This window comes from Rhizobium sp. BK399, from assembly GCF_014194695.1.
Classification (GTDB): Bacteria; Pseudomonadota; Alphaproteobacteria; order Rhizobiales; family Rhizobiaceae; genus Rhizobium.
On record NZ_JACIAH010000019.1, the window covers coordinates 54,216 to 66,951 of the forward strand.

Annotated in this window: 14 protein-coding genes and 1 pseudogene; 10 read left to right on the forward strand and 5 right to left on the reverse strand. The window is 59.8% G+C overall.

The window, feature by feature from the left end; translation table 11 throughout:
- Nucleotides 1-78: 78 nt before the first annotated feature.
- The 3 genes and pseudogenes from FHT97_RS26540 to FHT97_RS26550 all read left to right on the forward strand — a co-directional run bounded on the left by FHT97_RS26540 (nucleotide 79) and on the right by FHT97_RS26550 (nucleotide 1,717).
- A complete protein-coding gene (locus FHT97_RS26540; protein WP_183759025.1) occupies nucleotides 79-288 on the forward strand; it encodes a cold-shock protein in 210 nt (69 codons plus the stop codon).
- A gap of 369 nt (nucleotides 289-657) precedes the next feature.
- Nucleotides 658-864, forward strand: a pseudogene (locus FHT97_RS26545) (DUF6481 family protein); the annotation flags it as partial.
- A 232-nt stretch (nucleotides 865-1,096) separates the two neighbouring features.
- On the forward strand, nucleotides 1,097-1,717 hold the full coding sequence (locus tag FHT97_RS26550) for a nucleotide exchange factor GrpE (RefSeq protein WP_348649648.1): 621 nt from the start codon (nucleotides 1,097-1,099) through the stop codon (nucleotides 1,715-1,717).
- On the opposite strand, the gene FHT97_RS26555 is transcribed toward FHT97_RS26550, so the two are convergent.
- On the reverse strand, nucleotides 1,657-1,980 hold the full coding sequence (locus tag FHT97_RS26555; protein WP_183759028.1) for a chaperone modulator CbpM: 324 nt from the start codon (nucleotides 1,978-1,980) through the stop codon (nucleotides 1,657-1,659). The two genes, FHT97_RS26550 and FHT97_RS26555, sit on opposite strands and share 61 nt — an antisense overlap.
- Before the next feature lie 3 nt (nucleotides 1,981-1,983).
- Complete coding sequence (locus tag FHT97_RS26560; protein WP_183759030.1) at nucleotides 1,984-2,901, reverse strand: DnaJ C-terminal domain-containing protein; 918 nt, start codon at nucleotides 2,899-2,901, stop codon at nucleotides 1,984-1,986.
- A gap of 191 nt (nucleotides 2,902-3,092) precedes the next feature.
- Between FHT97_RS26560 and FHT97_RS26565 the strand changes: the two genes are divergently transcribed.
- The 6 genes from FHT97_RS26565 to FHT97_RS26590 all read left to right on the forward strand — a co-directional run bounded on the left by FHT97_RS26565 (nucleotide 3,093) and on the right by FHT97_RS26590 (nucleotide 7,709).
- Entirely contained in the window at nucleotides 3,093-3,533 is a 441-nt protein-coding gene (locus FHT97_RS26565; protein WP_183759032.1) for an Hsp20/alpha crystallin family protein, read from the forward strand.
- 13 nt (nucleotides 3,534-3,546) lie between these two features.
- Nucleotides 3,547-3,930, forward strand: a complete 384-nt coding sequence (locus FHT97_RS26570; RefSeq protein WP_183759034.1) for an Hsp20/alpha crystallin family protein — start codon at nucleotides 3,547-3,549, stop codon at nucleotides 3,928-3,930.
- Nucleotides 3,931-3,944: 14 nt separating this feature from the next.
- On the forward strand, nucleotides 3,945-4,448 hold the full coding sequence (locus FHT97_RS26575) for an Hsp20/alpha crystallin family protein (RefSeq protein WP_183864734.1): 504 nt from the start codon (nucleotides 3,945-3,947) through the stop codon (nucleotides 4,446-4,448).
- A 208-nt stretch (nucleotides 4,449-4,656) separates the two neighbouring features.
- Complete coding sequence (locus FHT97_RS26580; RefSeq protein ID WP_183864735.1) at nucleotides 4,657-5,310, forward strand: BON domain-containing protein; 654 nt, start codon at nucleotides 4,657-4,659, stop codon at nucleotides 5,308-5,310.
- A gap of 343 nt (nucleotides 5,311-5,653) precedes the next feature.
- Nucleotides 5,654-7,336, forward strand: a complete 1,683-nt coding sequence (locus FHT97_RS26585; RefSeq protein ID WP_183756580.1) for a cation:proton antiporter — start codon at nucleotides 5,654-5,656, stop codon at nucleotides 7,334-7,336.
- Between the two features lie 73 nt (nucleotides 7,337-7,409).
- On the forward strand, nucleotides 7,410-7,709 hold the full coding sequence (locus tag FHT97_RS26590; protein WP_183756581.1) for an antibiotic biosynthesis monooxygenase: 300 nt from the start codon (nucleotides 7,410-7,412) through the stop codon (nucleotides 7,707-7,709).
- A 727-nt stretch (nucleotides 7,710-8,436) separates the two neighbouring features.
- Here the strand turns inward: FHT97_RS26590 and FHT97_RS26595 are convergent.
- From FHT97_RS26595 to FHT97_RS26605, 3 genes are all read right to left on the reverse strand, one after another.
- On the reverse strand, nucleotides 8,437-8,931 hold the full coding sequence (locus FHT97_RS26595; RefSeq protein ID WP_183756582.1) for a hypothetical protein: 495 nt from the start codon (nucleotides 8,929-8,931) through the stop codon (nucleotides 8,437-8,439).
- 283 nt (nucleotides 8,932-9,214) lie between these two features.
- Complete coding sequence (locus FHT97_RS26600; protein ID WP_183864736.1) at nucleotides 9,215-9,832, reverse strand: response regulator; 618 nt, start codon at nucleotides 9,830-9,832, stop codon at nucleotides 9,215-9,217.
- 7 nt (nucleotides 9,833-9,839) lie between these two features.
- Nucleotides 9,840-11,543: an ATP-binding protein gene (locus FHT97_RS26605; protein ID WP_183864737.1), complete on the reverse strand. Its 1,704-nt coding sequence runs from the start codon at nucleotides 11,541-11,543 to the stop codon at nucleotides 9,840-9,842.
- Nucleotides 11,544-11,977: 434 nt separating this feature from the next.
- Between FHT97_RS26605 and FHT97_RS26610 the strand changes: the two genes are divergently transcribed.
- Complete coding sequence (locus FHT97_RS26610; protein ID WP_183756585.1) at nucleotides 11,978-12,736, forward strand: GAF domain-containing protein; 759 nt, start codon at nucleotides 11,978-11,980, stop codon at nucleotides 12,734-12,736.

The window sequence follows — 12,736 nt, forward strand, 5'->3', positions numbered from 1 at the left end:
CGTTTCAAATATAGTCGGTTCACACCCGCGCGGCATCGGCTTCGCGGTTTTTCATTCTATGCTTTGAAAGGGTTCATCATGACCACCGGCACAGTTAAATGGTTCAATTCCACCAAAGGCTTCGGCTTCATCCAACCCGACAACGGCGGCGCTGACGCGTTCGTTCACATCTCTGCTGTCGAGCGTGCAGCAATGCGCGAACTCGTCGAAGGCCAAAAGGTTGGCTTCGAGCTCGAGCGCGGCATGAAGTCGGGCAAGATGTCGGCCTGCAATCTGCAGTCCGCATAAATCGAAATCCGCTTCCCTTTGACCACGGATGTACTGGCACTGCCGGAAGCCATTTCACCATGGAAGGCGTTTTTGCCTGGCCTTTTTCGTTTCGGCTGCTCGCCGAGCTTATCGCGGTTCCAACTGCAGACTCACACAGCCGACAGCGGGCGATATCGCCGTCAGCAGCGTCCAAACGCAATTCTTATCCAAAGACCGCGCAGGAAGAGCTGGAATCTACAGCTCGGGCCCGAGATGCCAAGACACATCGGTTGCGAGAGGCTCGACTGCCAAGGAGCTGTCCAAGAGCTTGTCGACAACATCGGGGCCGGAATCGCCAAACGCGAAAGAGCGCGCTGACCTCTGCAACGATTGCCATGGGGGACAAGAATGAAGAACGCTAGAAATAGCGGAGTTTCTTGACCGCCGCGCTGCATCAGCTGACGCCAAAGCTGCTCTCCTGAATTCCTACCGAGCGGCAAAGACCCAGGCGGAACCGCCGGAATGGCAAAGCACGCCGAACGCGCCGCCATTGCCACTCCTCGTGAAGAGCGGCGCGTCGAACGCGAACGCTTGAAGCTTGAGGAGCAAAAGCGCCTTACAGATCGCATCTGTGAATTTTGGCGCAAGGTGCATGAGGCTTCTGGCACTTCGACCTCCGGATCCGGCGAGTCGTCGGGCACCGCATCGGGTGAGGATGTCATCGACGCCGATTTTGAGGAAGTAGACAAGAACGGTCAGCGCCATGGTTGACACGGACCATAAACAAAAGCCCAGGCCGAAACCCGCAGAATCTGGACCCGTTGTCGATACCCCGGCCTCGGAAACCGTGGCTGACCAAGGCTCATCCGCTGTGCTCCAGGCGGAACTCGCCGAGACAAAGGATAAGCTGCTGCGCGCCCTGGCGGAGCAGCAGAACATCCGTCAGCAAATGCAGCGCCAGCGCGAGGAGGCGGTGAAATTTGCTGCCTCGCAACTGACGGGAGACCTGCTTGATACGCTCGACAATCTGCGGCGCGCGATCGAAAGTGTGCCGCGAGAGGCTTCGGACCGCGACGCGATCGATCCAGTGCTGAAGGGCGTGGAGGCCACCGAAGCCAACCTGCTGGCGACGCTCTCACGCCATGGATTGCAACGCATCGATCCGCTCGGCTCGGCTTTCGACCCGCACGTTCATCACGTCATTCGCCAGCATTCCGACACGACAGCCGCGGAAGGCACCATCGTTGAGGTGCTTCGTCCGGCGATGGTCGGTGTCGCGGTCCGGGGACGGCGGGCTCGGCGCCCCTTGATTGGCGCAGCCGAGCCTCGACCTATTGAAGTCAGACTGTCGAACATCTCGATATATATATATATTGTTTCAGCGCAGAGCACCCGATCCACGCACGCTCAGCCTGTTTGGCTTTTTTTTACGTCTTTCACGACGTGGTGGCGAATGCGCTGCGGCTGAGCCTCGAGCGCGTCGATCAAGTTGCTGAAGTCGCAGCGGAGGCTGTAAAGTTGGTCGACCAGACTCAGCACCACATCGACGCCGTCGTCGTTGATACCCATTTCATTGGCGAGATCGGCAATAAGCTCGGCTCGTGCACGGTCGACCTCCCGAAATATTGGCCTGCCGTCCTGAATGATCGGTGATATCCAGCCCCGGTTGATGAAGACGCGCAGCCTTGTCATATCGATATGAAGATCTCGGGCAAACTCTTGATGGTCCATGATCTATTCCCCCATCCCTTGCCTGGGATTGTATCCCTTGCTGGCCGACCAGCCGGCCACGAATGCCTTCAGTTCGGTGTCCGGCCTTTCTGGAAGCACGATCTTTAGCGTTGCGTAGACGTCCCCCCGGGTACCGTTTCGCCGGGCCGCGCCTTTTCCTTTCACTCGCAGCGTCTTGCCGCTCGACGAATTCTCCGGCACGATCGCTAGCACCGGGCCGGCGGGCGTAGGCACCGTAACCTTTCCACCAAGAACGGCCTCGCCAAGCGTGATCGGAAGGTCCAGGCGGATGTCGTCACCCTCGCGCCGAAAGAATGGATGAGGACGCACGTGGAGCTCGATCAGGGCGTCACCGGTCTCCGCTCCACCTTCGCCAGCACCGCCCTTGCCGCGCAGCCTGAGAATCTGCCCGTCGCGCGCGCCGGGCGGTATGCGGATTTCGAGCGTCTGTCCGTCGGATAGCGTCACCTGGCGTGTGCCGCCATTGATCGCTTCGATAAAGTCGATCTCCATCGAGTAACGCAGGTCGGCGCCGGGCATTCTGAAATTCCGACGCCCGCGGCGGGAGAAGAACTCAGCAAAGATGTCGGCTTCACCGGGATCCGCGAAGCCTTTGCCGTTCTCGTAGGAAAAATCGCCCGCGCCGGCATCAGCGAAGTCACGATAGTACCGACGTTGGGGCTTCTCCGCGCCTGTCGCATCGATCTCGCCGTTGTCGAAACGGCGGCGCTTTTCCTCATCACGCAGAATCTCGTAGGCTGCGGACAGGTTTTTGAAGTCCTGTTCCGCCTGCTTGTTTCCAGGGTTGAGATCGGGATGGAGTTTCTTTGCCCTGCGGCGATAGGCCGCCTGGATATCGTTCTGCGAGGCGTCGCGCCTGACGCCAATGATGTCATAGGGATCACTGCTACTCGTCGGCATCTTTGCAGACCTGTCCTTCGCGAATGTTCCCTCGGCGGGATGAAGACTGCTGGTGGCTTACGTCAGGACACCAAAGGCAACTACACGAATTTCCGCAGCTCTAAACTGACGATCATCAATGTCGCCTGCGCGGGATGGATGCACCTTGAGGAGACATAGCAGCTTGATCCGGAGCACGAAGGGAGATTGGCATGTTGCACAACATCGAGAACTCGGTGCGCTGGTACGATCCGCTGCGCCAGATGCGCTCAGCCCAGAGGGACATGGGCCGGCCGTTGGACAATCTCCGGCTGGCGGCTCCGCCCGAATACCCATTGATGAACATCTGGACCGTGGCGGACGGAGCCGTGATCACGGCCGAGATACCTGGCGTGGTGCCAGAGGAACTCGATATCGCTGTCCACCAGAACACGGTTACGTTGCGTGGCAGCCGCCCCGCCGAACCCTTGGCGGAAGACGCTGTCATCCACCGCCAGGAACGCATCAGCGGCGCCTTCGCCCGTAACCTCATCTTGCCATTCCGCGTCGACGGAGACCGCGCCAAGGCGACGTTCCGGCACGGCGTGCTCCGGCTCGATCTGCCACGGCCGCTGGCAGACAGGCCGCACAAGATTACCGTCAGCCGCTCCTGAGGAGGATGCCGCCATGACCGACCACGAAACCAATGGAACCGTACCGGCGGAACCAACCCGGGTCGAGCCTGTCTTCGTCCCGCCCATCGACATTATCGAGACCACGTCCGGCGTTCAGATGTTGCTCGACATGCCGGGAGCGGATCCGGAGAGCCTCGACGTCACCCTGGACAATCGCGTTCTGCGCATTTCAGCACGATCGGTTTCCAGTGCGCCCGAAGGTTATGCGCTGGTTCACGCCGAGTACCGCGACGGCACTTACGAACGCAGCTTCACGATCTCGGAGCCTATCGACACAGCAAAGATCGATGCCGTGTTTCGGGACGGCGTGCTTAAACTTACACTGCCGAAAGCGGCGCCTTCGCCAGCCGCCAAGATCAGCGTCAAGGCAGGATGAGGGAGGTTTTCGCAATGAGAATCACAGATCTCGTTCCAAGGAGGGGCGCCGGCCGCGACGTAACCGCCCGCTCTGCTCCCCCAGATCCCTTGCGCGGGCTTCAACTGGATGTCGACCGCGCTTTCGAAAACTTCTGGCGAATGATGCCGTTTCCGTTTTCTGCGATGGAGCGTCTGCCACAAGTGGACGATGTTCGTGTGGATGTCAGCGACAATAGCAAGGAGATCACGGTGACGGCAGAGTTGCCGGGCATGAGCGACGCGGATATCGATGTGTCTATCACCGACGGTCTGCTGACGATCCGTGGCGAGAAGAAATCCGACCATAAAGCCGAGGCAAACGGCGTCCTTGTCAGAGAGAGGGCGTATGGCGCGATGGAGCGTACCGTGCCTCTTCCCGACGGAATCGACCCCGATGCGGCTACGGCCACGTTCAAAAATGGTGTGTTAACGCTCGTAATTCCAAAATCACGGGAAGTGCAAGCAGACACAAAGCGCATTCCTGTCCAGGCGGGTTAAGCCGTCCTCCCCTCGCAACCCGCCATATTGTCCGCAACCGTCCTCGGTTGCGGACTTTTTAGTTCTGTACCGCCTTTACTCTGGGTCGCCCAACCAAAACTGACGGCCGTCAGGTCGGAGGCCGTACAAGTGAGCTAGCTTCCCGATGCTGCTGAAGCAAGGCCGCTTTTACAGCGCAGCTTAAACAACTAACGCAGAGGATCGCGAGATGACAACAGATAGCGACATCAAACGTGATGTGGAAAGCGAGCTTAAATGGGATCCGGATATCGACGCTTCCGATATCGGAGTGGCAGTGAAAAACGGGGTCGTCACCCTCAGCGGCTTTGTGCGCAGCTTCACCCAGAAATATGAGGCCGAGAAAGCAACCAAGCGGGTCAAGGGTGTTCTCGGTGTCGCCAACGACATCGAGGTTCGACTGCCGTCGCTTCACGAAAAACCCGATCCGGAGATCGCACGCGCTGCCGTGGAGGCACTCAAGTTCGAGCTTCCCTACTCCCACGAAAACTTCAAGGTCGTCGTCAAGGACGGTTGGGTAACCCTCGAAGGCAGTGCCGAGTGGGAATATCAACGCAACCGCGCTGAAGCGGCCGTGCGAAAGGTCAAGGGTGTCAAGGGTATCTCGAACCTGGTGACGCTAAAGCCGCGCGTCACGCCAACGGAAGTCAAGTCCCAGATCGAGGCGGCGCTGAAGCGAATGGTCGAGGTCGACGCGAACCGCGTGACAGTGACCGCCAGCGGCGGCGAAGTGACCCTGACGGGCTCCGTGCGCACCTGGGCGGAACGGCAGGAGGCGGAGCGTGCGGCCTGGCGGGCGCCCGGCGTCACCAAGGTTGACAACCGCATAACCATCTCACCGTGATCAATCAACGTTGATGCCAGCCGCGCTTTCTACTGGCCCGGCTGGCATCCCCTGATAGAGGAGCTTGTGGCGTGCGCCGTAAACGGGACCCCGAACCGCATCTGCCCGAGACGATGGATCCAGACCAGATTGAACTGGCCAGCATAGGGTCGTTTCCCGCGAGTGATCCCCCTTCGTGGATTCCCATGTATCTCGGCCGCCCGCAGACATCTGCACGACAAGATTCCCATGAAATGGGTGATCCTCACACAGACGCCTCGGATGGCCGTCAATGTGTCGAGGCTAAATCCCCACCTGATCCCCAGTCGCCGGACCATGTCCGTGGCAGAGCGCCGAGATAGCAATGCACGATTTGCTGGCCCGAACACTAATCCTGCTCGCCGCGTCGGGACTCGCGGTCGGTTTCTTTAGCGCGTTCAGGATGCCCGCGGCCACGGGCTACCTGCTCGTCGGCGTAGCGCTCGGGCCGCACGGCTTCAACCTGATCGGCTCCGCGCAGGATACGCAGTTTCTGGCGGAACTCGGCCTGATCTTTCTGATGTTCATGGTCGGCCTCGAATTCTCGATTCCAACAGTTCTCGGCGCGCGCTGGGATGTGCTTGGCGCCGGCAGCCTGCAGGTGGGCATGACGATGGCTCTCGTGGCGATGGGGCTTTTCCTGATCGGCGTGGCGGTACAACCGGCAATCATCATGGGCGGCGCCATTGCCATGTCGTCGACAGCCATCGCCCTGAAGCAACTCGCTGAGCAGGGTGAAATCACCAGTCGGCACGGGCGGCTCGCGCTCGGAATATTGCTTTTCCAAGACCTGGCAACACTCCCGCTGCTCATCCTGGCGGACGCGTGGTCCAAGGACGGAACCCTGGCTCCCATGGCAATTCTAAAGCAGATGGCGGTTGCGACCGCGGCTCTTCTCGCCGCAGCCGTCATCGCGCGGCCATTGATCCGCCTTGGATTCTCGTGGGTACTCAAGTCCCGTTCCGCCGACCTCTTCCTGTTGTGGGTGCTAATGACTGCCCTCGGCACCGCCTATGTCGTCCATCTTGCAGGGCTGGCCCCGCCGATCGGAGCCTTTGTCGCCGGCATGGTCATTGGCGAGAGCGAATTTCGCCATCGTGTAGAGGAAGACATCCGGCCATTCCGCGACGTTTTGGTGGGCCTGTTCTTCATTACCGTGGGGATGGGTATCGATTTGTCGGCCATAACGAGCTTTCCAGGCTCGATCATCCTTTGGGTGCTCGTGTTCGTTCCCGCAAAGGCGCTCTTGGCTTTCGCGACCGGCCTCATTACCGGGGTGCACCGGGAGGCATCGGCGAGGGCCGCTGTCATTCTCGCGCATGGCGGCGAGTTCGGATTGCTCCTCATGGCGCTTGCTCTCCAGTCCGGCATCGTCTCGCCTGAATTGGGCCAGCCGATGCTGATAGCGCTTGCCCTTACGATGGGGCTCGCCCCCCTCGTCATACAGCGCAACCACTGGGCCGAATGGCCTTTCGGCCGTCGTGATCGCCGCTTCGCAGCAACGGAAGCATCGATCCGAGCGCAAAGCGGTGACTTCCATGATCACGTCATCCTGTGCGGTTGCGGTCGCGTGGGTCGCCTCGTCGCAACAGTCCTGGAATCGGCGGATATCCCCTATATCGCCATTGAAACGGATTTGTCACGGTATCGTGCCGCACGCCGGCAATCTCATGAGGTCGTCTTCGGCGACGCGAGACATTATCGCATTCTCGAGGCGGTGGGGCTGGAACGAGCACTTTTGGTTGTCATCACTTTCGATCATCGCAACACGGTGGAGCGCGTCCTGCATCGGATTAAGGCGCTCGAAACGGCGCCGGCTTCCCTCGTTTCGACCGCTGACGATCTCGATATGGCGCACTTGGCGCGGCTCGACGCAACCGCGGTGTTCCCGGAAAATCTCGCAGCTGGCCTCGAACTCGCGGATCGCGCGCTGCTGCTGTGTGGGAAGACGCAGGACGACGCGGCTCGCATCGTGAACACGGTCAGGGCGGGGCTCGTCCAGGGATGAGAAGAAGGGTCCGAGGCCCAAGGGTATGACTGCCAATATGAGTGAACAAACGTAAACATTGAAGGAAATGATCATGGTCAAGAAGGCGCTCTATGTCCGACTGGAAGCCAAGCCGGGTTTCGAATCCAAGGTCGAGGAATTCCTCTTAAGCGCCCTGCCGCTGGTGGAGGCGGAACCGGCAACGAAAGCCTGGTTCGCAATCAAGATGGGTCCCGCGACGTTCGGCATCTTCGACGTATTCCCGGACGATGCCGGCCGCGACGCCCATCTCGCGGGAAAGGTCGCCGAGGCATTGATGGTGCGCGCGGGGGAATTGCTTCGCACGCCGCCTCAGATCGAGAAGATTGATGTGCTCGCAGCCAAGCTGCCGTGAAGCGGCGCGGACGACCGATATCATCTCCAGCGGCTGCTTGCTGAACGCTTGTGCCGTCCAAGACGCCAAGAGAGCAGAGAATTCGATTCGCTCCGTCCGCAGGTGCCGCATGCTATGGTCGCAAGCGGTGGCCACGCCGAGACGCGATGCATGGGTCGTCAGGACCTTGCTGACGATCAAGACCTCCGCGCCGGCCTAAACGGGCCTCGCCGACCACGGGACAGCGGGCCCCTTGCTGGTCCCACCACGATATAGGCGGAACCGCAAAAAACTGACGGTTATCACGGTTAGCACGGTGCGGCGATCATATCCTTCTTCCATGGCGACTTTGAATGTCGACCACCGCCTCACGAACCCAGGGCGGCTTCTCGGCGCCGGAGCTCGCTGCCTCGATCCAGGTCGCGATGGATGCGCTGGCCCCCGTGCACTGAAGCCGGCTCGGTAAGACACAGGCAGATTGTTTTGAATGCGGTCTTGCTCAGGTAAAACTGATGATCATCAAGGCCGGGAGCGTCCTCCCGGTTGGGTTGCAATCGTGCAGACGCCCGCTGCACGGCCCGGCCAGGCGATGCGCCGCCGCATCCTCCCCGAGCCTGGCCGGGCCTCCGCAGTGTCTGATTACGGACTCATTTGCAGCGCTTAAACGGGTGCATCTTGCCGTGAGAGCTTCGAGATGAAACAGGCACGACCGATCTGACCGGGCACACTTTTCTCCGCGCCGAGATCGTCAGTGCAGATATTTGCGGTCGGCCGCAGCCTGAACGATGAGGGATTTGTAGAGCAGGGCAAAGCCCTGCATCAAGCGCAAGTAGTCCTCGTGGCGCGAGGCGAAAGCATGGGCCATTTGCATCAGCTCTGGGTTGGTGCGTTCCATATCACCAATCGCTCTGACCGTGAATGCTTCGACGCCCTCCTCATCGATGTCGCGCACCAGCGCGTCACGCGTCTGTGCCGTCACGCTCGGCAGGGCATGCATGACTGAATGATCGTTGCCATCGGCGGATTGCAGGGTCAGCAGCTGGTAAAACATGCCGAAGCCGACCATGATCCGCGACGCGTCCCTGAAGTCGGATGCGCACTTGCGTGCCATCTCCAGAAACTCCGGGTTTTCCCGGGTCAGGCACGCCACGATCTCCTCCATGCATGCATCGGGACCCAAATCATCGAACTGCCTGGACACGAATTCCCGGGTCAGTTCGGTCACGCGGGGAAGAAAGCTCATAGGCTACGTTGTCCTTGTGCATATAGTTGTTACAGCCAATGAAAATAGGCGAGGAGCCGGCGGAATCAAACTTACAAATCCGTAACGGCAAGGCCACGATGAACTGTTGGGTAGTATCGTTGGCGCCTCAAACGAGGGGGCAAAGTCAGACACCATATTCTAGCGACCGAGCGGGAAGACTTTCCAGGCCTGTACAAAGCATAAGCAGTGAGGCGCGTGTGCATGAGCGTAGCGAGGATGATGTTGTGCTCGTGCGGACGACACCCGCACCGCAAATATGTGCTCATCCCGCCTGAGCAAGGCTCGCAAGAACTGAAAGCCGTACCGCTTGGCCGAGTTGACGCACGCCCAAACGGTCCATCATGTCCGAGCGGTGAACCTCGACCGTGCGCACACTGATGCCGAGACTGAAGGCGATGACCTTGTTTGGCTGCCCGGCCACCAGTGCCTCGAGAACCTCTCGCTCGCGTGGACTGAGCGTATCGATCAGCAAGGCCGCCGCAGATATATCGTCGGCTCGACCCGTGGCCGCGCCGGTCTTCAGCGCCGACTCAATCGCCGCTACCAGGACATCGTCACTGTAGGGCTTCTCAATGAAGTCGACTGCTCCCGCCTTCATCGCACGGACCGCAGTCTGCACGTCGCCTTGAGCGGTTATCACGATGACGGGCAAGTCCGGGTTTATCAGCAGAAGGCGAGCCCGAACCTCGAAGCCGTCCATCTCCGGCATGCGAAGATCCAGCAGAACACAGCCCATGGCCAAGTCGTCCGCAACGCCGAGGAATCCCGCGGGCGTGGCATACGAGACCACCCGGAAACCAACCGCCTCCAGTAGGCGCTCCAGCGACCGGCGGATCGCAGGGTCGTCATCAACAACGTAAACGAACGGGGCGGTGGTCATCTTCGTCTCATCGCTCCTGCGGGACAGGCAGGGTCACGCGAAAGATTGCGCCGCCGCCTGCGTTCGGCTCGTATCGCAACTTGCCGCCGTGGGCCTCGACGATCGTGCGGCAGATCGACAGCCCCAATCCCATGCCGTTGCTTTTGGTGGTGTGGAATGGCTCAAAGAGGTGTTCGACAATGTCCTCCGCCAGGCCAGAGCCACGATCTGCCACCGTGATCTCGATCGACTCATGATCGAGCCGCGACGTGGCCACGTCCAACTCGCGCTGCTCACTCTCTGCCAACGCCTCATGAGCGTTGCGGATCAGGTTGAGCATGACCTGCTGAAGTTGAATTCGGTTTCCTAACACCGCATCGGCGCGCGGATCGAAGCTCAGCCGGGTCCGCACGTCGTGTGCTCCGGCTCCCACTGAAGCGAGATCGCTGGCTTCGCAAATCAAGTCGGGGAGTTTTTCAATCCGCATTTCCGTCTCGCCACGCGTGACAAACTCTCGCAGACGCCGAATGATCTCACCAGCGCGCAGCGCCTGGTCTGCGGCTTCGTCGAGCACTTCCCGGACGGTGTCGGCGCTATGTGTGCTTCTTGCCATCATCCGGCGACCGGCGTTGACCGAGTTGGTGAACGCGGTCAGCGGTTGGTTCAATTCATGCGCCAATGCACCGGCCATCTGCCCGGCTGCGCTCAGCCGGGACGCATGAAGGAGCTCCAACTGCAGTTCTTGCGCGCGAACATCCGCCCGCTCGCGTTCCTTGGCTTCGAGGGTCAGTCGCTCGAGCGCTTCCGCCAACTCGCATGTTCGTTCAGACACCCGCTGCTCAAGCGATTCGTTGAGGCGTCGAAGATTTTCTTCAAGCATTCTTTGCCCCCTCAGATCGCGGCTGACGGTTGCCATGTTCATAGGGCGACCGGTGCGCAGTTCGTCGATGCGGAACCATTCGACCAGGAAGGGAATGTCTTCCCCAGTCTTGAAATGCCGGAAATTGAGCTCGCCGAGCCAGCGCCCGGTCTCCCTTACCAGAGGCATCAGTTCGCGATGCGCGCGCGCTTGCTCCTCTGGAGCCAGGAAGTCGAAGATGCTAAGCTGGCGCGCTTCCTCAATGCCGGAAAGCCCCAGCAGGTCGCAGCCAGCCTTGTTGAGATACTGTACGGTGCCTTCCAAACGTGCAAAACCAACGAACTCGGAGGATCGCTCGATCAGACTTGCCGTACGCCGCTGCTGCGCTTCCGCATGCCCGCGCTGTATCGCGAGGGTCGCGTGGCTTGCGGCAATTCCGAGAAGCAGTCGATGCGTCTCGCTCGGAAAATGCGGGTTGACGGAACCAGCGACAATCCCGCCGCCGCCGCCAAAGCCCATCGGCACCGCCGCCATATGGAATGCCCCGCTCCCAAACGGGTTGTCGATCACGAATGTCTGCTCGTGGGTTCCGAGCCATGCAGCGCGCAGAATGCTTTCGATGCGACCAAACGACTCGACACCCACCGCCTGGCTCGTTCGCATAACTTCTACCGCAGCTTCGTCGCGCAGCCCCGGCGCAGCCACGTAAATGACATCCGCGTTGAGCATGGAGATCAACGCGGCTGCGACACTGTCGGCGATCTGCCGCGAATTGTAGTCTTTCCAGATTGCCGGCAGCGTTGAAAGCGCGACGAGATCGCGGATGCAATGCCTTAGCTCTTGCGGTTCGAAAAGCTCGTCGACCCTGAGCATGTCGCCTGATCCAAATACAGGACGCGTATCGAACCTTCAGCGCTTGTCCATAACGCCGAAGCAGAGCGGCAAGAATGACCTCCGAAGTTGCCGGGTAGCGAAGAGCCTTTCGCTGTTGCGGAACGTTCACACAGGCCGAAGGTGCAATTTCCAATGTTTGCTAAGAAAAGTTCACACCATGTATAGGCCGCGCAGCCACCGCTTCCTGGCCGGACTATATATCACCTGCCTCGATTGCCCAACGCATTTAATTCTAAGGGCATGGGTGGCTCGACATAGGAACTACGGGCCGTGGTGAGGCTTTCAGCCCTTCGTCAACCGTTGGAAAGCTTAAATGCTGCGAGTTATGAGAGCTGAAACCATAGCCGTTCAGATGCTCCGCACGGCCGACGCCGGAATTCATGTGGCCTTTGGGCATTGCGCACAACGGGGAAATGCTCTTCGCAGAAGGCGCGGCAGAGCAGAAGTCGAGCACACGCACGGACCGTCAGATTTTCATGGCGGTTCACCACGACCATGACAATTACGAAAAATTACTTAATGGCTTAGGCGGCAATCCCCCTTTACATTTTCGGCCTTGCTCGGCCGCACGCAGCGGAGCTCTCGGAGGCACGACGGTGGCAAAACTCAAGGAGCCCCTCGACGGCGCGGTTGGGCAAAACATTGACGTGGCCCTACAGCGGCTAAAAAACTCCAGGAGTCTTGGTCTGGACCTATTCCCGGCTCTAGATATCGCGATCGCCATAACGGGCGCCGACATGGGCACTCTGCAACGCTTTGACGAAAGTACCGACTGCCTTAAACTTGTTGCCAGCCGCGGTTTCTCCAGCAAAGCCGAGAGCTTTTTCAGCATCGTGCGTCGCGACACCAACACCACTTGCGCTGCGGCGCTCACGAGGCGCATGCGTGTGTTTGTCGAAGACGTCTCGACGAGTTACCTGTTTGTGGGCACTGTTGAGCTCGACATGATGAGCGCCGACGGCATTGCTGCCGTGCAATCGACCCCGCTGATCAGCAGCAATGGCCGTCTCTGGGGCATGCTCTCGACGCACTTTCGCAAAGCGCAGGTAGAGAGCGAGTTCGATCATGCTCCGCTTGATCGGCTTGCCCTCCAGATCGCGGACAGCCTGGAGCAACAAAAGAGCGTGGTGCCAAACCAGCATAATAATACAAGATCAGATCCGGGAGACTGA